General features: G+C 60.4%; 18 protein-coding genes. 12 read left to right on the forward strand and 6 right to left on the reverse strand.

The features are described 5' to 3' along the window. Positions 1-251 precede the first annotated feature (251 nt). Complete coding sequence (locus tag GRI99_RS00095) at positions 252-1,193, reverse strand: ArdC family protein (RefSeq protein ID WP_160769995.1); 942 nt, start codon at positions 1,191-1,193, stop codon at positions 252-254. A 170-nt stretch (positions 1,194-1,363) separates the two neighbouring features. Beyond that, positions 1,364-3,358: a ParB/RepB/Spo0J family partition protein gene (locus tag GRI99_RS00100; RefSeq protein ID WP_160769996.1), complete on the reverse strand. Its 1,995-nt coding sequence runs from the start codon at positions 3,356-3,358 to the stop codon at positions 1,364-1,366. 172 nt (positions 3,359-3,530) lie between these two features. On the opposite strand from GRI99_RS00100, the gene GRI99_RS00105 reads away from it, so the two are divergent. Continuing rightward, positions 3,531-3,821, forward strand: a complete 291-nt coding sequence (locus GRI99_RS00105; protein WP_160769997.1) for a type II toxin-antitoxin system RelE/ParE family toxin — start codon at positions 3,531-3,533, stop codon at positions 3,819-3,821. Positions 3,822-3,823: 2 nt separating this feature from the next. Next, entirely contained in the window at positions 3,824-4,105 is a 282-nt protein-coding gene (locus GRI99_RS00110) for an addiction module antidote protein (RefSeq protein WP_160769998.1), read from the forward strand. Here GRI99_RS00110 and GRI99_RS00115 read toward each other — a convergent pair. From GRI99_RS00115 to GRI99_RS00125, 3 genes are all read right to left on the reverse strand, one after another. Further along, the gene (locus tag GRI99_RS00115; protein WP_160769999.1) at positions 4,065-4,556 is read right to left on the reverse strand and encodes an excisionase family DNA-binding protein; all 492 of its coding nucleotides are present in this window, start codon (positions 4,554-4,556) and stop codon (positions 4,065-4,067) included. The genes GRI99_RS00110 and GRI99_RS00115 overlap by 41 nt on opposite strands. Before the next feature lie 94 nt (positions 4,557-4,650). Further along, a complete protein-coding gene (locus GRI99_RS00120; RefSeq protein ID WP_160770000.1) occupies positions 4,651-8,889 on the reverse strand; it encodes a strawberry notch family protein in 4,239 nt (1,412 codons plus the stop codon). Positions 8,890-8,966: 77 nt separating this feature from the next. After that, positions 8,967-9,863, reverse strand: coding sequence for a DUF7146 domain-containing protein (locus tag GRI99_RS00125; protein WP_237438042.1), 897 nt, complete (start codon positions 9,861-9,863; stop codon positions 8,967-8,969). Between the two features lie 125 nt (positions 9,864-9,988). Here GRI99_RS00125 and GRI99_RS00130 point away from each other — a divergent pair, with 125 nt between their 5' ends. Together GRI99_RS00130 and GRI99_RS00135 are read left to right on the forward strand one after the other, a co-directional pair. Further along, positions 9,989-10,645: a lytic transglycosylase domain-containing protein gene (locus tag GRI99_RS00130; RefSeq protein WP_160770001.1), complete on the forward strand. Its 657-nt coding sequence runs from the start codon at positions 9,989-9,991 to the stop codon at positions 10,643-10,645. Positions 10,646-11,162: 517 nt separating this feature from the next. Beyond that, positions 11,163-11,993: a tyrosine-type recombinase/integrase gene (locus GRI99_RS00135; RefSeq protein WP_160770002.1), complete on the forward strand. Its 831-nt coding sequence runs from the start codon at positions 11,163-11,165 to the stop codon at positions 11,991-11,993. Here the strand turns inward: GRI99_RS00135 and GRI99_RS00140 are convergent. Beyond that, positions 11,939-12,655 (reverse strand): IS6 family transposase, encoded by a 717-nt coding sequence (locus tag GRI99_RS00140; protein WP_160770003.1) that lies wholly within the window; start codon positions 12,653-12,655, stop codon positions 11,939-11,941. The genes GRI99_RS00135 and GRI99_RS00140 overlap by 55 nt on opposite strands. Before the next feature lie 449 nt (positions 12,656-13,104). On the opposite strand from GRI99_RS00140, the gene GRI99_RS00145 reads away from it, so the two are divergent. The 8 genes from GRI99_RS00145 to GRI99_RS00180 all read left to right on the forward strand — a co-directional run bounded on the left by GRI99_RS00145 (position 13,105) and on the right by GRI99_RS00180 (position 22,818). Continuing rightward, positions 13,105-15,123, forward strand: coding sequence for an ATP-binding protein (locus tag GRI99_RS00145; RefSeq protein WP_160770004.1), 2,019 nt, complete (start codon positions 13,105-13,107; stop codon positions 15,121-15,123). Then, on the forward strand, positions 15,120-15,485 hold the full coding sequence (locus tag GRI99_RS00150; protein WP_160770005.1) for a response regulator: 366 nt from the start codon (positions 15,120-15,122) through the stop codon (positions 15,483-15,485). Before GRI99_RS00145 ends, GRI99_RS00150 begins: the two co-directional genes overlap by 4 nt. Then, positions 15,482-15,790 carry an Hpt domain-containing protein gene (locus tag GRI99_RS00155; RefSeq protein WP_160770006.1) on the forward strand — a complete coding sequence of 103 codons (309 nt, stop codon included), beginning with the start codon at positions 15,482-15,484 and terminating at the stop codon, positions 15,788-15,790. Before GRI99_RS00150 ends, GRI99_RS00155 begins: the two co-directional genes overlap by 4 nt. Continuing rightward, entirely contained in the window at positions 15,783-16,154 is a 372-nt protein-coding gene (locus GRI99_RS00160) for a response regulator transcription factor (protein WP_160770007.1), read from the forward strand. Before GRI99_RS00155 ends, GRI99_RS00160 begins: the two co-directional genes overlap by 8 nt. A gap of 83 nt (positions 16,155-16,237) precedes the next feature. After that, positions 16,238-17,176 carry a YaiO family outer membrane beta-barrel protein gene (locus GRI99_RS00165; protein ID WP_160770008.1) on the forward strand — a complete coding sequence of 313 codons (939 nt, stop codon included), beginning with the start codon at positions 16,238-16,240 and terminating at the stop codon, positions 17,174-17,176. Then, a complete protein-coding gene (locus tag GRI99_RS00170; RefSeq protein ID WP_160770009.1) occupies positions 17,173-18,204 on the forward strand; it encodes a HEAT repeat domain-containing protein in 1,032 nt (343 codons plus the stop codon). The genes GRI99_RS00165 and GRI99_RS00170 overlap by 4 nt, the downstream gene beginning before the upstream one ends. After that, the gene (locus tag GRI99_RS00175) at positions 18,201-19,634 is read left to right on the forward strand and encodes a glycosyltransferase (RefSeq protein WP_202392875.1); all 1,434 of its coding nucleotides are present in this window, start codon (positions 18,201-18,203) and stop codon (positions 19,632-19,634) included. Before GRI99_RS00170 ends, GRI99_RS00175 begins: the two co-directional genes overlap by 4 nt. Positions 19,635-21,096: 1,462 nt before the next feature. Next, the gene (locus GRI99_RS00180; protein WP_160770010.1) at positions 21,097-22,818 is read left to right on the forward strand and encodes a sensor domain-containing diguanylate cyclase; all 1,722 of its coding nucleotides are present in this window, start codon (positions 21,097-21,099) and stop codon (positions 22,816-22,818) included. The last annotated feature ends 666 nt before the right edge of the window (positions 22,819-23,484 follow it).

Here is a 23,484-nt window from a genome sequence, read left to right on the forward strand (position 1 = left end):
TTGCACGGCCTCTGTCATGCGCACGCTCGACACGCACTCAGACTTGCAGCGAGCACTTGAGGATCGTGCAGTCGCGGGTGGGCCGCCCACGAACTCGGTATCGCAGTTATCAACAAAAGCGCCTATTCGCTCCTGCAGAGCTTGAAGCTCGCGCAGATCCCCGGAAGGCCACTGGTTCTCAACTTCGAGAATGGTGAAAGCGACGATGGCGCCGCTGGGATAGCTGACCGATCGGCCCATGACGTCCTCCCTCAGGCCGCAAGCGCGGCGTCATGCGCCGCCTCATCGGTTGCATCGGCTACACCTCGGCCGCCGAGTTTCAGGAGCAGGCTCGAGGCTTCCTCGGCCTTGGCGGCGGCGGTGAGGATGGCGCGGTCATCCTCCTTCAAGAGCTTCAACCAATTGCCGATATAGCTGGCATGGTTGTCGAGATGGGCAACCGGCAGCCCGAGTTCGGCCCCGAGCATCGCGCTCGATAATTCCGCGACAAGCTCCTCGGCGGCATAGGCCGCCGTGCCGAAGCGGTTCTTGAGGTCGCGTGCCAGACGGCTGGAATGCCCAGTCCAGTGCGACAGCTCGTGCGCCAATGTCGCATAGTAATGATTGAAGCCTGAGAACAGGTGCGCAGGCGGCATGGTCACGCGGTCGGCCAAGGGCTCGTAATAAGCCTCGTCGCCTTGATGGCGCAGCGTGGCCGGAATGGCCGCGAAGAATGCGTCGAGCGCTTGTTCGCGCCCCTCCGGTTCAGTCAACTCGAGCGTGGCGGCCGGATGAAACCGCTCGGGCAATCCCTCGACCTGGTCGGCATTGAACACTGGATAGGCCTTCAACACCCGGCGCGCTTCGTCGCTCTTTTCGCCGGAATCGGGAGCCTCGATCTCCTTGGTGTAGCTCTTGTAGAAAATGGCAATGGTCGATTTCTCGCCCTTGCGCACCTGTGCGCCAAGTTCCTTGGCCTGGTTGTAGGTCATCCAGAACGGCGAGGCGTAACCGCACATGTCGGCGACCATCCACAGCCAGAACACGTTCATTCCCCGATAGGGAATGCCACATGCGCGCATAGGCCGCGAGACCGGCACGCCCCGCCATGGCTTGATCCATGGCCTAGTCCCGGATTCCAGGCGGGCGATGATTTCCTGAGTGATGCGGGTGGCGGGCGAGAGTGCGCCGCCTTGTCCCTTGCGATAGGCCATGTGGTGTCTCCTGATTGGGCACAGGATCTTCGAAGGCAGGGTATTCGCCCCGATGTGCCGCCAATCACCGGGCTCCCTCCCCTCTCATCTCATGAAGAGAAGCGGCCCCTCGGCGTTAGCCGAAGGACCGCTTCTCAGGGGTGCGAGTGACCGATCCTGTCAGGAGGAGGTCAGGCGGCCAGCTCGCTGGGGGACGGGTCGTGATCGTTGGCACCAACCACGGGATCGGCGTTGCTCGTTTCCGCATCGACGCCGTCCGGCGTGCCTTGCACAAACCGCATGACCTCGGGCACCCAGGCCTGCGCTTTCTCGCGCACCTCGACCTCGGTGATATAGGTGCCGGCAAAGACGCGTTCGGCACTCATCGCGAGATCGCCCTTCTTGACCGCAGCGAAGCGCGAGGACAGGTCGAGGCCGCCGACATCAGTCATGGCATCGAGGATCACCTGCTTCGACACCCGGTCGAAGTAATTCGCTGCCGTAGGCCGCCACCAGGCCGCCATGTCGATCCCGATCAGGCTGCCAAGGTGATCCTGGAAGGCAATCTGCCGCTCGCCCGCCATGTTGAGGCCGGCTTCGAGCGAGCGGGCAACGACATGGCCCAGCCACGCGGCGCGTGTATCATCGCCCAGCGCACGGAACAGGTCGAAACGCGATGCCACACCATCACCGCAACGCCAGCTTTCGTCGAGGCCTGAGCGCAGCTCGGCAAGGGCGCTGCTTACAGGCGCATCCTTGGCCTCGAACCCTATGATGGGCCCGGCTGGAACCGGTCCGCGCAGCGTGGTTGCCGAGCGCGCACGCCAGTCATGGGTATCGGCATCGGCCAGCGTGAAGACCATGAGGTCGAGCGCGAGGCAAGGATCGGAGGCCACATGCAGCGCAAGAACATCGCGGCGCTGCATCGCTAGTTCGTCAGCCAGGCGCTTGGAAAGCGCCGAGCGGCGTTTGCCGTCGGCGCCAATGCCTGGAGCGACCTCGATCATGTCGCCCTCTTCGGGACTCCCAGGATCGGTCGGGCGCTCGCCGTAGAAGACTGGCTGCAAGGTAGGCGTGCCGTCGCGCGCAAGCACGAGGATCATACCAGCCTCCGCTTTCAGCTCGGGCGCGAGTACGGGCGGCCGGGCACGGATATCTTGGCATTCGCGTTCGATCGCCGCGATAGACTTCTCCGCCGCAGCAACTGCCTCCTCTGCGCTGTCCTCGTCCTCGAGGATGGCGGCATGCTCGTCGTAGCTCGCATCGAGCGCGTCGAGCCGGGCGAGTTCTTCTTCGGTCAGCGGGGCCGGTTCGGCCGGAAGCCGGACCAATCCTTCGACAAGGTCATGGCTGGCATAGGGATCAAGCGTCGGCTTGACCCACGCAAGGCCTTGCTCGGCAGCGATCTGGCTCGCCTTCTCTTCCATCCTTGCCATCGCGAGATTTTCGAGCAGGGCGACATCAACCCAACTCTCGCTGGCCTCGTCATCGAACAACTCGCGTTCGATCCGGCCCCCTGCGACGAGATAGGCTTCGCGGCCAACAAGCCGGGCGCGGGGATCACTGCCACGCACCGTGCCCGAGAGCACCATTCGCCGGATCGAATCCGGATGCGGTGCATAGTAACCCGAGGTGACCTGCTCGAACACGCGGGCCTGGATTTCCTGATCCGAGGTTGCGCCGAAGGCCTTGGCAATGTCGAGCGTGATCTCGCCCGAGGCGAGCGCCTCGAACACCACAGGTGCAAGCGTTGCCAGACGCAAGCGGCCCTCGACGAAGCGGACAGTGAGGCCAAAGCGGCGCGCGACATCCTCGACCGTGGCACCGCCATCGACCAGCGCGGCGAAGGCAGTGGCTTCATCAGCCGGGTTCATCGCCAATCGGTGAAAGTTCTCGGCAAGGCTGGTCTCGACGGCGGCTTCGGCACTGTCCTCGAGCACGAGGCAGGTGACCTGGTGATCGCGGGAAAGGACCTTGTCGTCCGCCAGCGCCAGCATGGCACAACGACGGCGTTCGCCGGCCTCGACCTCGAACCTGCCCTTAGCTGCGGGGCGGACGATAAGGTTCTGCAACAGGCCGTGGGCGGCAATGCTGGCCTTCAATTCGGCATCGGCCACGGGATCGCTGTGACGGCGCACGTTGCGGGGAGATTGAACAAGCTTGTTCAGCGGGATCGACTTGATCATGGGACTTAACTCCTGATTGCGAGCCCGGTGCATCGACCTTCGATGTCCAGCTGGCTCAATCAGGGCAAAGCCCCCTCCCCTCTCATTCGTGCTTGCATGGTGGGTATTCCGCAACCGACCGAACTGTGATCTATAGTTGACAGCCGTCATCTAAGTGTGCATTAAACTTGGCATGTTGGAAGTCAGGCGCACCGCCGAATTTATCGTTTGGCTCCAGCATTTGCGTGACGTGCAGGCCCGTGCGCGGATCGCCAAACGGATCGACCGGATAGCCCAAGGCAATTTCGGCGATGCCAAAGCTATTGGCGGCGGCGTGCATGAGTTGCGCTTCACGTTCGGACCCGGATACCGAGTCTATTATACGAGGCGCGGCGACGTGGTGGTGATCCTGTTATGCGGCGGAGACAAGGGATCGCAGGTGCAAGATATCGAGCGGGCCAAGGCATTGGCCGAGGAGGTTTGACAATGACTATCGAGACGAAGCCATGGGATGCGGCCGATGTCCTCCAGACGCCGACCGATATTGCCGCCTATCTCGATGCCTATCTCGAGGACGGCACCCCCGAAGAGTTGCTTGGCGCGCTAAACACCATTGCACGCTCGCGCGGCATGTCCGCGCTGGCGCGCGAGACCGGTATCAGCCGCGAGGCACTCTACCGGGCGTTCAGCGACAACGGCAATCCGACGCTCGACACGTTGCTGCGCGTCATGAAGGCGCTCGGGGTCCGACTGGCGGTTGCCGCCTGATTTCTCCATCAAGCGTTGCCAGCTCGTCCAAAGCCTTGCTACGCTTGGCGTTGCGCGCACGCTTGTAGGCGAACAGTGTTTCAGCCTTGATCCGGCGATGCCGCCCGACCAGTTCGTGCTCGATCTCTCCCTTGTCGAGCAGAGAAATCAGGAAGGGTCGCGAGACATTGAGAATATCGGCCGCCTGCTGTGTCGACAGCATCTGACTGACGGGGACAAGCGTCACCGCATTGCCGCTGCCGACGTGACGCAACAGTTCGGTCAAGAGCTTCGACAGGCCAGGGGTCAAGGTGATCTCGGAAGGGATCCTGGTCTCTTCATCGAGAATGCGCAGCGTGGTCTCGCACGACGCGTGCGATGCGAGAATCTGGCGCAACTGGTTGGCAGCCGCCCGCTCCAGCGCGGACGGAAGGCGACCGCCGAGCTCCTCGGCAAAGGCTGGAATCGTCATGTTTGGGCTCTCCGTGTCAGAACCATTATCTAGTATATATTCGCAATAAACGCAACATACGAATTATTCGCAAAATTCTTAGAGCAAGGCTTGGTCATGGCCGGCACAGCTTCGCCAACGTGTCCACCGCAGTGTTGATCGGCACGAACAGGCGCGTCTGGTAACGGATGATCTCGGTGAAGCAGCCTTGCGCCTTGTACCAGTCGAGGCGGGCCGCGCTCCATCCGGTGAGTTCGAGGCGCTGGCTGCCGTTGACCAGGCTGCGTTTCACCATCATCGGCTCGCGCGAGCCGAGTTCCATCGCCCGCCCGGTCGCGAGAACCGACTGAACAATGTCGTCAGCCGACAGCGTCTGCTCGCGTTCAAGTCCGAGGGCCTTGCACAGCTCCGGCACGCAATGGGCGGGCAGTTCGCGACCGAGCAACGAGCGTCCATCGCTCGCCGATATTCGGCTTACCCGTACGAAATCGGAAGGAAGCTTGTCCCAAACGGGAAGCAGTAGGCCTGTCGCGAGATAGAGCCGTTCACGCTTGTGGCTGTTTCGCGCCTCATCGACCTCAGCGATCCACGCTTGGCGGAAGGCGTCGATGCGTATGGGTTCCCAATTGCTCTCCGCCAATTGATCCGCAGTGATATGGCTACGTTTCAATGGGCGCAAAAGTTCGAACCGGGCGATACGCGTGCCATCGTCGGCCAACAGGCTGCGCGCAGGGACCAACAGGACAACGCGGCCTGACCGGCTGTTGCGCATGGGCCGCTGGTGCTGGCCACCGATGCCATGAAGCTCCTCGAGGCGCTCGAAGGTCAGCGGCTTCAGCGCACGCGCAATTTCAATCTCAAGCAGATGCGTCGTAGCCCCGGACATTGCGTCGGTACGCAGTAGCGTGTCCGACAGCACGTTGAAGTCCTCGACCGCAAGGGTTTCGAGGCCAAGGTCGAGTGTCCCCGCCTGCCGTGCCGCATCAACCCGTGCCTCGACCAACCCCAGGTATTCGTCGAAGATGGCGTTTTGCAGGTCGATGGGCAGCGCCAGGATGCGGTTGAGCCACCGCTGGATCGTCGGCAGGTCATCGACCATCGAACCATCGGGCGCCTCGATTGCGAGACCCGACAGTTCCTGGAAGCGCGCAAGGCCGACAGCTTCGAGCTTGCCGGTGAACAGCAGTCGAAACCAGCGAGTGAGCGCCTCCTTGGCATAGATGCTCTCGAGGTTGTCAGCTGGATCGAACAGGTTCTGGCCACCGGTCTGCCGCTGACCGCGCGTAAGTGCCCCGAGGCTGTCCAATCGTCTGGCAATGGTCGAGATGAACCGCCGCTCGCCGCGCACATCGGTGGTCACCGGCCGGAACAACGGCGCCGAGGCCTGGTTCGTGCGATTGGTCCGGCCCAGCCCCTGGATCGCGGCATCGGCCCGCCAGCCCGGTTCGAGCAGGAAGTGAACCCGGCGCGCCTGGTTCTTCGCTGCGAGGTCAGCATGGTAGCTACGGCCTGTTCCGCCCGCATCGGAGAACACCAGAATGCGCTTGGCCCCATCCATAAACGCTTGCGTCTCTGCCAGATTCGCGCGGGCAGAACGCGTATGCAGCTTTTGGTGCCCGTCACGTCCGATGATCAGGCGACGGGTCCTACCTGTGACCTCGGCCACCTGATCGACACCGAAGCGTTCGATGATCGCATCAAGCGCGATCGCGATCGGCGGCAAGGCGCAGAGCTGTTCGATCATCCGGTCACGCGCTGCCAATGCCGAGCGGCACAGCACGGGTGCGCCGTGTTCATCGCTCATGGGTTCGGAGCGGGCATTACCGTTCTCGTCGGTAAAGACAGCCATCAGGCGGACCGGAAAGCTTCTCACGAGATAGTCGATGACATATTCTCGCGGGGACAGGTCGATCTCGAGCGCCTCGCGCTCGTCAGCCGACAAGTCGGCCAGGCGACGATCAAGCATGGCTTCGCCAGTTGAAACAAGCTGGACGACCACTGCGTTACCATCGGCAATCGCAGCGTCGATAGCGGGCAAAAGGCTTGGCAGCTTCATCGACAACAGCAGTTGGGCAAAGAATCGCTGCTTGGTCCCCTCGAACACCGACAAGGCGGCCGCCTTGGCGCCGGAGTTGAGCGTGGCGCCGCTGTCGGCATCGACGATCCGGGTGGCTTCGAGTGCTTCGTGCAAGTTGCCATGAATGATTGACCAAGCTTCCGCATAGGCATCGTAGACCGCGACTTGGGGCCCAGTAAGGCAATGCTCGAGGATCTCGTACTCGACCCCGGCGAAGGACAGAGCCCGGGCGGTGTAGAGCCCGAGCGATTTGAGGTCACGGGCGACCAGTTCCATTGCTGCGATGCCGCCGTCACGAATGTCAGCGACAAAGGCCTCGCGATTGGCAAAAGCAGTCTCGGGACCCCAGAGGCCGAGCCGTGTGGCATAAGCTAAATTATTGACGTCGGACGCCCCTGTCGCCGAGGCATAAAGCACACGGGCACGTGGCAGCAGGTTCTGCAACCGCACGCCGGCCACGCCCTGCTCCGAACCCTTCACCTTACCGCGCGATCCTTCGCCGCCCGCCGCATTTGCCATGGCATGGGCCTCGTCGAACACGATGACGCCGTCAAAGTCCTCGCTTGCCCAGGCGAGGATCTGTTCGAGACGGGTCGCGTCGCCCCGTCCTGACCGCAGTGTTGGGTAGGTGACGAACAGGATGCCGTCGCGCATGGTAATGGGCGTTCCGAGCCTCCAGCTCGCGAGCGGCTGCACATCGATTGGCAGGCCACCAAGCGCGGACCAGTCGCGCCGGGCATCCTCCAAGAGCGCCTCGTTCTTCGAGATCCAGATATGGCGGCGTTCGCGGCGCACCCAGCGATCGAGGATCACACTCGCAACCTGGCGCCCTTTGCCCGCGCCCGTACCGTCGCCAAGGAAGTACCCCTGCCGGTAGACCCGCCCCTCGGCCGATGCCTTGAGCGAGCACCCCTTGTCTTCGACTTCATAGCGCCCGGGAAGATCCCGCTCGTGGGCATTTGCAGCATAGATCAGCGTTTCGGCCTGGGCGGCAGACAGCAGGCGCTTGGAGAGAAGTCCTTCGGGAAGCTGAGGAATGGTATGGGGTACGGGAGCTGCGATCGATCCCATGGCCACGGACTCGACCAGCGGCGTCGGATGCTCTGCCGCATCTGGGATAACGATTCGGCTTGGCCGGTAGGGCAGGTAGTGCCCCACCTGCGCCTCGATGGGCGCGGGGGTCTCGAGGCGCTGGTAAGCCAGCGGCATGATGGCTTGCGGTGCCGTCGCAGTTTTGATTGGAGCAGGAAGCGGACGATTTGCGGTCGCGACCAATCGGAATGGTGCGCGCATCGGGATGCGCGAAGGCTCATGCCTGGACTTTGCTGCGGCGCGGGCCGGTAAGGCATCGATCAGTGCCGTGATTTCGAGGAAGTCATTCGACCTGGCAATGACCGGTTGGGTCGTTGCCTTGGTCTTGTCGAGGACCAGCAAGCGGGCTGTAATGCCGGTGCCCTGGCTGACGAAAGCACGCTCGATGACAACGTTGAGCTTCAGCGCGACAGGTCCATTGATGGTTGCGAGAAAGCTGGGAGTATCGAACCATTCGGGCATGATCGCCACGAGCCGACCGCCGTCAGCGAGCCGGTTCCATGCCGATCGCAGATGGCGCGCGCCCGTCCGACCATCGTGGCCGCGCTCGATCCCGTGCGAATAGGGTGGGTTCATCAGGACCAGGCTCGGGGCAACGGCGGCATCGAGTAACTCGTCGATCAATTCCGCGTCGTGTCCGGTCAGCTGGGATTGCGGGAACACGGCAGCGAGGCAATCGCGCCGCAGCGGCGAGATCTCGTTGAGCGCGAGGATTGCGCCTGCCTTCTCGGCCCAGAGTGCCAGCATCCCCGTTCCGGCCGAAGGCTCAAGGACGTGATCGCCATTCGAGAAGGCGCAGGCACGTGCCGCGAGCCAGGCAAAACGCGGCGGTGTGGCAAACTGCTGCCATGCGATCTGCTCTTCACTGCGGTTGGCTTGGCCGGGGACAAGAGCTTCGAGCGAGGCGAACAGGGCATCAGCCTTGGCTGCGAGCGCAGTAAGGCCGAACGCGTCGACCTCTTGCAGGTATAAGACCTGCGCCAGTTCGAGCGCGGCATGGGCATCTCGGACCGACCAGCGCCCTTCAGCATCGCTGCCACCAAAGTATTGGCATAGAGTGTGGGTAATATGGGCACGCGACACCGCAGTGCCGGATGAAAGCGTTGCGGCAATGGAGCGCGCAGCGGAAACGACGATCGGCGGGACGGGTTCGTCAAACGAGAACGCAGGCGATGAAGTGGACATGGCAAACCTCCTGACGAGGCGATGGCATGTCCACCGACCTCATCTGGCCCAGCGCCCACTTTCCTCTGTCGCGGTGGTCAAGGCTTCTCCGCGTGGCGGGCGAGTAGCTCGTCATTCCAGTCAAACCCCGCGGACGCTGGCACATGGATGACAATGCGCCGGTCCCCTTGAGCATAGGCACGACGCGCTCGCTTCTCGGCCAGTTGGCCGCCCGCATCGTGATCGAGAAACACGTGGAGCTCGCGTACACTCTCAGGGATCGAGACCAGGCCGAAACGTTCGTTACCAAGCGTCGCCCAACACGGTATGCCGAAGAGTGCCGTGGCCGACAGGGCAGTCTCAATGCCTTCGGCCAGGCCCAGGTGGCCATCCACGGCAGGAGCAAGCCTGACCGCGCCAGTTCCAAGACTTCCCAAGGCGCGCCGTGGTCGCTCGAAGCTCGCCAGCTTGCGCTTCGTCGGATCGAAGAAGGTGCGGTGCACGGCAACGATGCCGACATCGACGCAAACTGCCGCCAGCATGGCCGGTAGGAATTGAACCTGCTCGCGAGGTCCGAGCGGTGTCCGGGCGAGGAAGCGCAATTGGTCTGAATGGTGGTGGATTCCCCGTTGGGCAAGGTGGTCCTCGGCGGGCGTGCCAACCAGGGGGCAAGCCGCCTGCCACAAGCGGCGTGCATTTCCGCCCGAACGATCCGGCGCTTCGCGTGCTACCAGCGGTGCGCCTGCCCCACTGAACAGCTCGCGGGCACCAACCCCGTGCCGACGCAGCGCGGTGATGATTTCGTCGTTGGTGCATCCGGCGAAGCAATGCAGCAGGATCGCTTTGCGACCCAAGCTGACACTGAGCGAGGGTGTTCGGTCGTCATGCGCCGGGCAACAGCACATGCCCTTGCCTCGGCGCCAGGTTCCGCGAAGGCTTTCGACGATTTCTCGGGCGCGGCGTTCGAGTGGCTCAGTTCCAAAAGTCTGGGGCATGCATCTACTCCGGTTGGGATGCCCTCCCCAGCGCAGCCTCCGCTCTGCGCCGTCATCAATCGCATTTCCTACAGTAAATGTTCTATATATGTTCCATCGCGATTTGACTAGCAAAGGATCGAGATATGACACTGAAAACCAGCCTGATCGTAGGAATTGCGGCCGTGCTCTGGGTAGCAGCACCGGCATTTGCGCAGTCGCCGCCCGCCCTCGAAAGCGGCACGGGCGAAGCGCGTGAGCCAGCGGCAGCGGAAGGGTCGAGCGGATTTCGGTTGCTCGAACACGGCACCTGGCAGCGACCGCCAGACGCTACGTCTCCTGTCCCCTCGAAAAGCGAAGGCGGTCGGGTTCTCCTCCCCTATCATTACCCGCCGATCAGCCACGGCGGGCCTTCTGGGTTTCGTCGTGCAACCTACCTGCCACACGTTCAGGCCGCAGAAATGCGATATGCCTTGCCGCCCGGGCTCCTAGATGCATTGGTCTGGACTGAATCGCGCTACAATCCAGTTGCGGTCAGCAAGGCTGGTGCCGCAGGCCTTGGACAGCTTATGCCGGGCACGGCTCGTGATCTGGGTGTGGCCAACAGGTTTGATCCAGTGGCCAATTTGAACGGCGCCGCCAACTATCTGCGTCAGATGCTAAACAAGTTCGGCCAAGTTCACCTTGCTCTTGCAGCGTACAATGCCGGCCCCGGAGCCGTGGAACGGGCTCGCGGCATCCCACGCAATCGAGAGACTCCTGCTTATGTTCGCAATGTGCTGCGGCATTGGCGTCAATCGTGAGCTAGCAGCATTTCGGAATATATCCTTCGCACAGGTGACCTCACTAAGGGTGCCCTCGATTTGCATGTCGTCGAGCACAACAATATTGAGATTTCGATGCAAGCGCCCCCGATCCCCGTTTGGATGGGCGCGATCGGCATTTCACAACTCCCACCGGATTTCTCGGGTGCAGAATTTGGACGGTCCCCCCGCAGGAACAACGCCATTATCGTGTCCCAAATTGTGAGCAGCATGGGAGTGTGGTAGAGACTGTGGGAGCGAGGCATTTGAACCGCCTCTTTTCGTTAGCTTATTCAATTCATTAGAGCTTTTCGCTTGCAACCTCCGTCTCCGCCAGATCCCGGATTTCCACGAACCGCAGCGAACCACTGAGAACAAGCTAATCGCTTGTTAGGCTGCGCTTTTTCATGAAAATTTGACCGCGATGGATCGCATCAGTTCACGTCAGACCGCCGCCATATTTATGGCCTATCTTATGGCTTGAATGCTACGAGGTGTCGGTTAAAGTCGCGAAATCATGGCTACGCGCGCGCGAGCGAAACTGAACGTAAAGCAGGTGGCAGCCTACGCCGGGCCTGGTGTATTGTCCGATGGCGGCGGGCTGTACCTGCGTGTTCGGGAGTCGGGCCGTTCGTGGTTTTACATCGGCACCCTCAATGGGAAGCGCATCGAGATCGGCCTTGGTTCGGCGTTGGATGTGACGCTGGCCAAAGCGCGTGACAAAGCAGCAGAGGTTCGTGCTCTGATCCTTGAAGGCATCGACCCACGAATCGAAAAGGCGAAGGCCAAGGCTGCCGCGAAGCCAAAGGTCTTGTTCGGGGCATTTGCGCTCGATCACCTCGACAGCATCGAGGATGGCTTCAAGAACCCGAAGCATCGCCAGCAGTGGCGGAACACGCTGATTACCTACGCCAAGCCGATGTTTGATCTGCCGATCGAGGAGGTAAAAACCGAGCACATCCTGGAAGTGCTGCAGCCGATCTGGTTGGAGAAGCGCGAGACCGCTTCACGGGTGCGTGGTCGGATAGAGCGCGTGCTGGATGCCGCCAGAGTGAAGGGCCTGCGCCACGGCGAGAATCCTGCGCGTGGCCGTGGCCACCTCGACTTGCTGCTGCCCAAGCGCTCGAAGGTGGGGGTCAAGCACCATCCGGCACTGCCGTTCAAGCAGGTGGCCGAGTTCATGGCTGAACTGCGCCAGCGTGATATCGTGACGGCTAAGGCGTTGGAGTGGTGCTGTCAGTCTAACCGCAACTCGTCTCCGATGTGCGGAGTTTGCCCTACCCCAGCGTCGATTCAGGCCATGAGCAATTGCCACTCGGCCAGGGCGGCCGAGCGGCGTATCTTGTAGGTCGTTCTGTCGACGAGGTGGCGTTCAAGGTTGAAGTGGTTGTGGACGTTGGCGTGGACCGAGGCGAACTTTTGTAAGCTTTTCATCTGTCGGAACCTGAGCATCGCCCGCTCTCGTCGTCGGAATGGCAGGTGGCTGTTCTCCACCCGATTGTTGGCCCAGCGTCCGACCTCCTGCTTCTCGGTGTTGCCGAGCTCGGTCATTGCCGCCTTGTACGAACGCAGGCCATCGGTGGTAATCTCCGCCGGTGAGCCGTGGCGCTTCAGCGCCTTCTTCATGAAGGCCAGCGCTGCCTTCTTGTCGCGGGTCTTGGTGACGAAGCTTTCGAGCACCTCGCCCTCCTGGTCGACCGCTCGCCACAGGTAATGCATCTCGCCGTTGATCTTCACATAGACCTCGTCGAGGTGCCACTTCCACTGGCGGAAGCCTCTCATCCGGCTCACCCGCTGGCGACGGACATCGGCTGCGAACAGCGGGCCGAACCGGTTCCACCAATGGCGCACGGTCTCGTGGCAGATGTCGATGCCGCGCTCGGCCAGCAGGTCCTCAACGTTGCGCAAGCTCAGCGGGAAGCGGACGTACATCATCACGACCAAGCGGATTACCTCGGGCGACGAGTTGAAGTACCGAAACGGGCTGGCTGGTTTGCGGGGTCGGGGCATCGCAGCGCCCTACCCTCGCCGGCTTAAAACGCTAGTGGTGCATTTGGTCTGACAAAGCCTCGCCCGTACATCATCGCCACCAGGCGGATCACCTCGGTTGACGAGTTGAAACGGCGAAACGGGCTTGGCGGCAGGGCTCGAGATTTGCGCGACATCAGTTCCGGCTAACTGGGCTCGACGCAAGGTGCCACGTTGCTCTGACAGAGCCCTTCAGGCAAAGCGGCCCACCAAGGGGAAATGCTTTCAGACGCGCTGAGCTTTTTGCCGCAAATTTGCGATTGCGACATGTCCAAGTTGGCCAGAAAAAATAATCGTTTATGGTCCGCGCGATGCAACGTGTTCCCCTCCAATCTGCGCGGGTCGTAAGACAAATGTCAAAGGCTAGCGCGTTTCGTTTCGCGCTCGTTCTGGTTGCACCATGCGCCTTGGCGCTGTCTCTTTTTCTAGTAATGCGAGAGTTTCGTCAAGGAGACGAAATAGCGGCGCAGGTAGAAAACTCCCATCGCATAAGGGCCGAGTTAACCGATCTGTTGGCGCTTCATCAAGATTTGGAGATAGGCCAACGCGGCTTGATCATAACGCAGGACCGGGAATTCCTGGTGCCCTATGAAACAGCCCGTCCCAGATTGGACGACAGTCTAGCAAGGATCGCCACAATTTTAAGCCGATCGCCCGAGTTTCAGAGACTGGCCTACCTCTCTCACCAAAAACTGGACTTTGTCGACCGCACCATCGCCATGACGTTGGAAGGCCGCAGCGACGACGCAATCGCATTGATCCGCGAAGGACGCGGAAAGCATTTGATGGACCAAATAAGGACATCCATCGATCGGCTGCAAGAGAGTGAACAGGACCGCCTGAACGATCGCATAATTGCGTTCCGGAGCTCGCGCGACGGTGTCGAAACGATCGTCTCGGCGATCTTCGTAGCGCTGAGTTGCATCCTGTTACTGGCAATCGCTATCACCGCACGGGCTATGCGCCTGCGGAGTGAAGCCGCGAGCAAATATCGCGAGATTAGCGCGCGGCAGGTTGCCATACTTGAAAGTGCCTACGAAGGCGTCGTCACTATCAATACAAGTGGCTCAATAGAGTCCCTTAACCCGGCTATCCGCCAGATGACCGGATATCGGACCGACGAACTTATCAGACGCGATATCGGCATTCTTTTCGAGATCGCTCCGGACAAAGGATTCAAGGAAAGCTTTTTGCGTCGCTTCCTAAGGCGATCGGAAAGCACCGAGCGCACCTTCGAGTTGCTAGGTAGACGTAAAGACGGCACCCTTTTCCCTTGCGAAGTGGGTGTCAGCCCGGTGCAGCTGGAAACCGGAACGACATTTGTCGCCATCGTGCGCGATACGACAGAGCGGAAGCGAGTCGAACAGATGAAGAGCGAATTCGTCTCCACTGTCAGTCACGAACTGCGCACGCCGCTGACATCCATTGCCGGTTCCCTGGGCTTGGTAGCCGGCGGCGCTGCAGGTGAAATCCCCGAAAAGGCCGCCCGCCTGATCCAGATTGCGCGCGACAATTGCGACCGACTGGTTCGCCTCATTAACGATATCCTGGACCTCGAGAAGCTTGAATCGGGTCGGATGGAAATCAAGCTCCAGCCCGTGTCTTTGCGGAGCTTCCTACCGCAGGCCGTCCAGGCGAACATTGGATATGCGCAGCAATTCGGCGTCACCCTAGAACTTGGGCCGGTAACGGATGATGCATTCGTAATGGCCGATCCGGACCTGTTGATGCAGGTTATGACCAACATACTTTCCAACGCCGCCAAGTTTTCCCTCCCCGGAGAACCGGTAGATATCTCGGTAACTTCGCTAGACCGGCGCTGGCGTATCGATGTGACCGATCGGGGGCCCGGCATCCCGGGCGAATTTGCCACACGCATCTTCGGCAAATTCGCGCAGGCCGAGGCTACCGACAGCAGAAAAAAGGGCGGCACCGGTCTTGGCCTGTCGATAGTTCGCGAAATCCTTAATCGCATAGGTGGAGAAGTCAGTTTTGATAGCGTGGAGGATCAGGGGACCACGTTCCACGTCGATCTGCCGCGCCATGCTCACGTGGGGCGCATCAGCATTTCGGATCAGTCAGACTTCAGCGTGCTGCACGTCGAAGATGATCCGGATGTACTTGATTTGATAGAAAACGCGCTGGCCGGTCGCTACAGCCTGCAGTCGGCAAAGACGCTCGAGGAAGCGCGCGGTATCCTCGAGCATTTCAGATTCGATGTAGCGATCGTGGATTTTGCGCTGCCAGATGGCTCGGGACATGAGCTACTGCCACTCTTGCGCCGGCAGGGTGCGCATATCCTCGTATTTACAGCACAGGACACCGATCAGTCGGTTACGGCGGAAGTCGAAGGCGTGTTCATAAAGTCGAGAGCAAGTCTCGACGGACTGGTTGCAGCAATCGACGGATTGTTAGGCCAGAAGCCGCATTCCGCAGAGGAAAATTCATGATTCGCGTGCTTTATGTCGATGACGAACCTGATATTCGGGAGGTCGCTTGCATGGCACTGGAGATCGACCCCGACTTTGACGTGCGCTGCTGCGCATCGGGCCGCGATGGGCTGGAAACCGCACGCGAATGGCTTCCACATATTGTCCTCCTGGATGTGATGATGCCGGGACTCGACGGTCCCTCGACCCTTCGACTTATGAAGACCGATCCCTGCTTGGGGCACATTCCCGTGGTGTTTATAACCGCGCGGGTTCACGCCAGCGAAACGGCCGATTTCATGCGGCGCGGCGCGGCGGGAATTTTGAAAAAGCCGTTCGACCCGATGACGCTGGCGACTACCGTGCGTTCTTTTCTCGAATGACGCCGTTTGACGAGGCTCTTTTGCGGATGCGAGAATCATTTGCTCGTCAGGCAAAGGACCGGGCATTGCGTTTAGAAAGGGCGCTAATCGAGGGCGATCGGTCCGCACTTGTAGATGTCGCGCACAAGATCGCCGGGATTGCTGGCATGGTCGGCTTTCCTGATCTGGGCGAGCGCGCGGCGCAGGTGGAGGATCTGGCCGATCGACAGGTCTCATCAGCGGATTTGGCGGCGGAAGGCCGCCGGCTCGCCAAAGAACTGTTCGAACTCGGCTCCATCCACCAGCCGGAGGGCAAAGATGACTGATGGGCCGCTCATCCTGATCGCAGACGATGAGCCTTTGCTAATTGAACTGCTGCAGTTCCGCCTTACGGGACGCGGTTACCGTGTCGCGGTGGCACAAGACGGGCGCGAAGCACTCGCGAGTATTCAAGTTCAACGACCCGCTGCCGTCGTGCTGGACGCCATGATGCCCATCCACGACGGATTTGAAGTCCTGCGCCGGATCCGCGCCAATCCAGATATTGCAGATATACCAGTCATCATGCTGACCGCACGACGCAGCGAAAAGGACGTTGTGGGAGCGCTGGAACTCGGCGCGAACGAATATTTGGTGAAACCGTTCATCCCCGAAGAGCTCTTGGCGCGCCTAGGACGGTTGGTGAAATGACGGCGAGAAGCACCAAATTGTTCTTACTATCCTTGGTGTTGGCCGCCCCCTTGCCGGCGAGTGGGCAGGAGCCAGACCTTTACATGCAGGCGAGAGACGCTCGCCTTGCCGGCGAGCCAGCAGAAGCTATCCGGCTACTCGATCGCTGGTTGGCGAGCCATCCCGGCGATGTTGATGCCATGTTACAACTGGGGCTGGCCCTTCTTGCACTTGGCCGGCTGGATGAGGCCGAAAGTCAGTTTGCCGCCGTCCTTACAATCGCCCCCGATTATGCTGATGCCCGCGAGGGCATTGCGCAAATCGCTGCGCGACGCAGTGATCTGCCGAGCCTGCGCAGCCAGGTGTCGATTGATGGCGGCATCAGCTTAGTCGAGGGGCCGGCGACCAACTGGCAGGACGCAGGTGTGCTCTTCGCGACGTCGATCGATCCGAGGACAACGATTTCCGGCAGCGGAACCTATTATCGCCGGTTTGGCTTGGAAGACGTGGAACTGGGCGGTGGTCTGACCCGCCAATTCGGTCGGGATACATGGCTGCGGATGGAGGCTGGTGCCACCCCAAACGCCAGCTTCAGGCCCGAGGCGTTTGTCAGCGTGGGGGCGGACTGGCGCCTGGCTCAGAGCAATAACGCGACCGTCGTAACCGCCGACGTCAGACATCAGGAATTTCCGACCCAAGCCGTCACGACCGTCAGCCCGAGTATTGTGCAGTATCTAGCGGATGGGCGAGTGTGGGTGACCGCACGCGTATCCGGTTTGATTGCCGAGGGCGACAATCATCTGCGACTGGGGTGGCTGGGCCGGGTCGACTACGCCCCTGTTGAAAGATACCGGCTTTTCGGGGGCTTCGCGCGCGGTGCCGATACGGAACTGGGAGTGGTCTCCAATGTCAGCAACGTTTTTGGAGGCGCTGAACTGCCCATCGGTGAAACCCTTTCGCTGATGCTATCAGCAGCGCAGGAGTGGAGGGAAGCAGGTGCAGACCGCACCGATTTCCGGATCGGCTTCAAGGTGGAGCTATGACCAGCCTGCTGGCCCTATGGAACGTGTCGCTCACACTTTCGGGCATGGCGCTGTTCGCGCTTACCTTGCTTCTTCTGGCACGGATACACGAAGCCCGCCGGTTGGGGCGCGATCGGACCATGCGCTCGGAATTGACTGCGCACCTGCTTGCCGGACATGCGCCGACCCGCAAGCTTACCAGGGCGCAAAGCGAGATAGCCGGCGATCTTACCATCGAATTGGCGGAACTCATGCGCGGCTCTGACCGCATGCACCTGCTAGAACGTGCCGCGGCCATGGGCGTGATCGCCGTTCTGGGCAGGCGGCTACACTCCCGCGTGGCTCAGGATCGACTGACGGCAGCCGAAGCGCTGGCCATGTTCGATGGAGAAGGCCAGGCGCTCGCCGCGACTGCCCTGGACGATCCCAATCGTGATGTCAGACTGGGCGCGGCATTGGCATTAGCGCAAAACAATGCTGCGCCCTCCCCCGCATTTCTGGCGCAGAAGCTGGGTATCGGCACCACGGAACGATCGCTACTAGTCGTGTCCCTAATGCGTGACCTGGCCGAGGCGGACGCGAACGCCGTTCAGGCACTCCTGACACTTCCCGGCATAGCTGGCGAGACCAAGGTCGCCGCGACCGAGGCGCTGGGACTGGGCCGTCTAGTGGAAACGACGCCGCTGGTCACCTGGATCGCCGAGGCGCTGAGTGGGGATCCAGCACTTCAACCGCGCATCTACCGCGCCCTTGGACAGATGGGCCACCCCGGTGCCCGTGACGCTGTCGCTGCCGGCCTTTCCAGCCCTTCGTGGGAGGTGCGCGCCGCAGCCGCCGACGCAGCGGGTAAGATCGGCCTGACGGACCTTCTTGGCCGCCTGTCCGATCTGCTTGACGACGACTATTGGTGGGTACGGCTCCGCGCTGGCGAAGCGCTCGCAGCAAGCGGTGCGGCCGGGCGCGACCAGCTGGTGCGGGCTGCTGCATCCGGCCCGGCGACCGCTCGCCATGCCGCCAATGCGATCCTAGCCGAAAGACAGTTGCTGTGAACCACGTCTTTCCGGCTTGGGCCAGCGAGTGGATGATCGTCTCGGCAAGCGCGATCGCCTCGGTAGTAATCGTCACCGGGCTCCTGCAGACGGCCCTATACATTGTGCTTCTCACGTATGCCGGCGTTGCTTTGTCGGATCGGCCTCCCATTCCGCGAGGGGCCACTCTGTGGCGACGCTATTCGGATCAGGCCCCCACAATCTCGGTCCTTGCGCCCGCTTTCAATGAAGAGCTGACAATCGTCGAAAGCGTCCGCTCGCTGCTGGCGCTGCACTATCCCGACTTCGAAGTGATCGTGATCAACGATGGCTCGCGCGATGGAACCTTGGCCAAAGTGATATCTGAATTCGGCTTGCAAAAGGTGGAGCGCTATAGCGACGACGCGGTCACTCATGCCCCTATCAGGGCTTTCTACGCATCGCCTACCCTCCCCCGGCTGCTGGTCGTGGATAAGGAAAACGGCGGCAAGTCCGATGCGCTGAATGCTGGCATCAATGTGAGCCGTAGCGCCCTGTTTTGTGCCATCGACGCCGATTCAATCCTGGAGTCCGACGCGCTGCTCCGCGTGGTGCGTCCGTTCGTGGACTTTCCGCACCTTACCGTGGCCGCAGGCGGGACAATTCGCATCGCCAACGGGTGCCGGGTCGATTCCGGCCGCATCGCGTTCATCGGCCTGCCCACCAACTTTCTGGCGCTCGTGCAGATCGTCGAATACCTCCGAGCGTTTTTGATGGCCCGCTTGGCTCTTGGTAAAATGCAGGCCCTCACAGTCATCTCCGGAGCGTTCGGCCTGTTCCGCCGGGCTCAGGTCGTCGCTGTTGGGGGATATAGTCATGGAACCGTTGGAGAGGATATGGAGCTCGTACTGAAGCTTCATCGCTACATGCGCGACTCCGGGCAGCCCTATAGGGTCGACTTCATCGCCGAACCGGTCTGCTGGACCGAATGCCCGGACACGCTGCAGGTCCTGGGTCGTCAGCGCAGTCGGTGGCAACGCGGCTCTCTGGAGTGCTTTTTTAAGCATCGGGACATGCTCTTTAACCCGAAGTACGGCCGGATCGGTCTGATTGGATTTGGCCAGATCTTGCTGGTGGATGTCCTTGGCCCGCTTATCGAAGTAGTTGGCTACCTTCTGATCCCACTTCTCTATACAGTGGGATTGTTGGCCCTACCATGGCTGCTGGCATTCCTGGCGATCACCTTCACCTTCGGCATATTTATTAGTGCTGCCACTTTGATATTAGAGGAAATACAGCTTCACCGCTTCCCCCGCGCTTATGAACTTGCGGTTCTTGGGCTGGTCGCTGTAGCAGAGAACTTCGGCTACCGGCAGCTATCCAATTTTTGGCGGTTGCAAGGCTGGTGGCAGTACTTGCGCAAGCAGCAATCTTGGGGCGCAATGACCCGCAAAGGGTTTGGTGGGCAATAGGAAAGGGAAACAAAGGGGGGCGCACGCTTACTCCCCACATCGCTCAGTTCGCCATCGTCTGGCTTTGCCGGCAAATATTAACAGACCGCTGCCTTTGAGGGTGCAGGATAGGTCACTTCGTGCGCGTTCTCCCCGATCCCACAAAAGGAGATCCAGAAAGCCCCATTGGGTCCAAACAGGTAATGAAAAGACTGTGTCAACGCAAAGCACACAGCGGCACTTAGGCAAACCCTCAAGCCTTGTGCTGCGGCGGGAAGACGCATCGTTTGGGGGATACCTTCTCACCCACGGGCAGTGGGACGCAGGGGTTACCACGCCCGCCGCAGCGGGAAGGCTTATACAAGCGACCAGATAAGGTCGCAACCTGCGTCTAGTCTGACCCCTACAAATGGCTATCTCATTGCTTGGTTAGTTGTTCTACGGTTTGAGGTAAGCCATTTGACGTAAACAGGTTTTTGATAGAACTTGCTATCTCAGCGACCTTTAGGGGGTTCCATGGTGTCCAAGCTGATCTGCCGCCTTATCGGACATCGGATCAATCGCTGGCGGGTGAAGCATGATGGTGATTCCTTCAAGACATCTTGCGCGCGCTGCCACCAGCCCTTCGTCCGGGATATTGAGGGTTGGCACCTCGACATGCGGGCGAAGGCATAGAATGGCGGGACAGCTCACTTGTCGTTTGCTGGGCCACCGGATCGAACCGCACCGCGTGCGCTTTGACGGCGCGTGCCTGACGCGGTGTGTTCGATGCCGGCAGGACGTGTTCCGCGACAGCGGCAAGTGGAGCCTGCCCCGATAGGGCAGCTCAAGCTAGGGAAGCACCAAAGACTCGGTGAGCAGCGCCACACAGATCATCGCGACCACCATCAGAAGTTGCTTCAACTTCGGGCGACGCTCCACATCAGGATTCCGTTTCCATTGAATATGATGACCCCCTGAAGACGCGAAAAGCCGATTACGTGATTGCGATGATGTATCGTTCAGCACCTTAAAAGGGGGTGCACTTCAACATATTGCGAAACTTTTTGAGGATCGCTAACCTGATGTTATGAAGCGATGGCTTTTATTGATAGCAATTTGTGTTTGCGCGGTGGGAATCTTGGGAGCCTGGGTGACGGGAAGTTTTCCGTTCGATGAAACCTTCGTCGAAGAGGGTGCACATTCGGCTGAGGGTCCCGAAGTTTTCACACCCTGATCGACCGTTATCTGGTTGACCACCGACTGCGCAAATTGAAACCATCTGTGCATCGCCATCGCGGCGCGAAAGGTCGTAACAGAGGCTGCGTCTCTGAATCGGATCGCACGGGGCATTGTTTATCCGAAGCCGAGACATGCAAGATCCCGAGCCGGCTTGATTGACTGCCAACGGATAGCGCAGTGGAACCTGATATTAACCAGCTTCCACCACAATCCAATCGCTATGGGGAAGTTTGGCAAAAACCTGTCAGAACCAATAAGAACGATGCAGATCGCCTTGGGGGTGGGCGTTCTTTATGCGCCCATCGCCATCGCTACAATTTTCGTATCAAGCAACGGGCACAATCATGCGGCCATCTGGCTAGCTGACGCAGTCGGCTTGGCAGCGCTATTGACGTTGCCGCGCCGCGACTGGCCTTTTGTGATCATCGCGATCGTGATCGCCAACCATCTGGCGAACGACATCACGCGTGGGTTCGAGTGGGGACACATCCTTTATGGCATGGCCAATGCCGGACAGGTGCTTTTGGCCGGGACACTCGTCAGGTCGCGCGGTGCAAACCCGCTCGCAAGTGCGGGCTCGCTGAGCCGGTTCTTTCTTTGGGCCGGGCTAGTCGCACCCCTTTGCGGGGCAGCGGTGGGTTCGCTCGTGTCCTGGTGGCTTTACCAGCAACCTTATGACACATCGATGATCCGTTGGTTCGCCAGCAATTCCCTGGGATTTCTGGTCGGCACCCCTCTATTCAGAGGTCTCTTCGATGGAAGCCTGAGGATTTCCTTCAGCCAGCTCAACGCTACCCAGCGTCAGAATATGGCGGGGCTTCTCGCAGTATTTACTCTTATCGTTTACACCGCTTTCTCGTGGCAACGCGTGCCTTTGCTTTTCTTACCGGTCTGCGCCTTGGTGATGGTGGCGGTTTGGCTTGGCAGGGTCGGCGTCACTGTCGCCATTATGATCGTGGCGTTAGTCGCAACCGCGACCATGATGAGCGACTATGGCCCGCTGGATCTCCTGGCAGTCGATGATTTTCGCAAGGCAACCTTTTTCCAGATTTATCTGGGCCTGCTGCTGGCAACGGGACTGCTCGTCGCGGCGATCGTAACTTCACGTGGCGATGCGATGGCGAAACTGGCCGAGCGGGAACACATGCTGAGCCAGCTTCTCAAGCACGGCAAGGAAGTCATTCTCAGCCTGGACGCGGAGGGGCGTTGCAAGTTCTGTGTCGGTCCCGCCAAGTCGTTGCTAGGCTTGGCTTCCGACGACATTGTCGGGTGCACGCTGGTCGAACTGGCGCAACGCCTGGGCATCCCCTTTGCGGTGGTGGATGCCAGCGAGTGCGCGGCGCGTTCCGCACCCTACGCACAAGAATTTCAGTTAGCACGCGCCCGGCGCACATGGGTCGAGGTTAGCATCGCGCCGATCATCCTTGATGGTTGCCTTAGTAGCTCGGTGGTTACCTTCCGTGACGTCACGATGCAGCGCGTGAGGGCCGAGGACCTCCAGCGGCGCGCTTTTACGGACGAACTCACCCAAGTCCTGAACCGGGCTGGATTTGAGAGACAGTTTGAACATTTGCTCCAAACTTCCGGCCCGCTCAGTCTGGCGCTGATTGATTTGGACTCATTCAAGAGCATCAACGATACGTTCGGGCATTCTTCCGGCGACGAGGCTTTGGCGGTGATCGCGGACATTATCGGCGCGCACACCCGCAAGGAAGACGTGGTGGGCCGAATTGGTGGAGACGAGTTTGCCATCCTATTCCGTACAGAACCAGCTATCGCTTTGGCCGCCTGCGAACGCATTTGCAAATGCGTGGAGGAGACACAGATATTTGCAACGGATCGGCGTTTGATGAACGTCACGATCAGCTGCGGAGTGGCAACGATGCCCCCTGAAGGTAACCGTCAAGCTCTCTTCGACGCGGCTGATATGGCTCTGTACAGCGTGAAGCATCATGGCCGTAATGGGGCGCGATTGGCTGCCTGAACCCATAGCCGAAACGCTGCTGTCCGGAACCTAGCCGTGGGCCGCCAATGTCGTGGCTATGGCTAGACTATATCGTCAACCACGGGCGCTGCAGGCAGTAAGCGGGCCCCCTTGATCAATAGATCCGCGTCGGTTCTTACGCGAACATGTCAACCAAGCACCACGAGTCGTTAACTCAGCTGATCCGCGCGGGCCATCAACTGCGGGTGGAGCACGCTTGCAACCGCGTGGTGCTGCTCGAACCACGAAGGTTCTGGACGCTAGCCTGACGCGCGGCGGCGGGCACCTGATCGACAACGCGGTGTCGCGAACGAAATGCAAGCGCTGCGGTGTCAGGCCGTTCCGCTGGGGTCCGGGCTAATCGACGCCGCCGCGCTCGTCCGCTAGCGGGATCGAATCTTGCAGGTGCCGCAGGAGCGCGATCATCCGGGCATCATCCGCCTCGGTCGCCAACTGGCGAGCCAGCATTACGTGTCGATCGTTTCGTGGGCCTCTTGCGGATGCCATGGCACGCCACGCTCCTCATTTCGGTGAGGGACCAGCACAGCAACCCGAAGGGGCATCGTCGAGTATGACACGGTATCAGGCCCCGCCCGTGCTGCTGGACAAATGCAAATTGGGGTTCTTATAAATTGCACCGGGGAATGGTCGGGACAACCTGAGAGG

It is taken from the genome of Alteraurantiacibacter buctensis, from assembly GCF_009827655.1.
Taxonomy (GTDB): domain Bacteria; phylum Pseudomonadota; class Alphaproteobacteria; order Sphingomonadales; family Sphingomonadaceae; genus Alteraurantiacibacter; species Alteraurantiacibacter buctensis.

Coding starts and splice junctions, on each gene's coding strand:
- GRI99_RS00095 (WP_160769995.1), bottom strand. CDS start 1,193: ATGGCCTATCGCAAGGGACAAGGCGGCGCACTCTCGCCCGCCACCCGC.
- GRI99_RS00100 (WP_160769996.1), bottom strand. CDS start 3,358: ATGATCAAGTCGATCCCGCTGAACAAGCTTGTTCAATCTCCCCGCAAC.
- GRI99_RS00105 (WP_160769997.1), top strand. CDS start 3,531: ATGTTGGAAGTCAGGCGCACCGCCGAATTTATCGTTTGGCTCCAGCAT.
- GRI99_RS00110 (WP_160769998.1), top strand. CDS start 3,824: ATGACTATCGAGACGAAGCCATGGGATGCGGCCGATGTCCTCCAGACG.
- GRI99_RS00115 (WP_160769999.1), bottom strand. CDS start 4,556: ATGACGATTCCAGCCTTTGCCGAGGAGCTCGGCGGTCGCCTTCCGTCC.
- GRI99_RS00120 (WP_160770000.1), bottom strand. CDS start 8,889: ATGTCCACTTCATCGCCTGCGTTCTCGTTTGACGAACCCGTCCCGCCG.
- GRI99_RS00125 (WP_237438042.1), bottom strand. CDS start 9,863: ATGCCCCAGACTTTTGGAACTGAGCCACTCGAACGCCGCGCCCGAGAA.
- GRI99_RS00130 (WP_160770001.1), top strand. CDS start 9,989: ATGACACTGAAAACCAGCCTGATCGTAGGAATTGCGGCCGTGCTCTGG.
- GRI99_RS00135 (WP_160770002.1), top strand. CDS start 11,163: ATGGCTACGCGCGCGCGAGCGAAACTGAACGTAAAGCAGGTGGCAGCC.
- GRI99_RS00140 (WP_160770003.1), bottom strand. CDS start 12,655: ATGCCCCGACCCCGCAAACCAGCCAGCCCGTTTCGGTACTTCAACTCG.
- GRI99_RS00145 (WP_160770004.1), top strand. CDS start 13,105: ATGCGAGAGTTTCGTCAAGGAGACGAAATAGCGGCGCAGGTAGAAAAC.
- GRI99_RS00150 (WP_160770005.1), top strand. CDS start 15,120: ATGATTCGCGTGCTTTATGTCGATGACGAACCTGATATTCGGGAGGTC.
- GRI99_RS00155 (WP_160770006.1), top strand. CDS start 15,482: ATGACGCCGTTTGACGAGGCTCTTTTGCGGATGCGAGAATCATTTGCT.
- GRI99_RS00160 (WP_160770007.1), top strand. CDS start 15,783: ATGACTGATGGGCCGCTCATCCTGATCGCAGACGATGAGCCTTTGCTA.
- GRI99_RS00165 (WP_160770008.1), top strand. CDS start 16,238: ATGCAGGCGAGAGACGCTCGCCTTGCCGGCGAGCCAGCAGAAGCTATC.
- GRI99_RS00170 (WP_160770009.1), top strand. CDS start 17,173: ATGACCAGCCTGCTGGCCCTATGGAACGTGTCGCTCACACTTTCGGGC.
- GRI99_RS00180 (WP_160770010.1), top strand. CDS start 21,097: ATGCAGATCGCCTTGGGGGTGGGCGTTCTTTATGCGCCCATCGCCATC.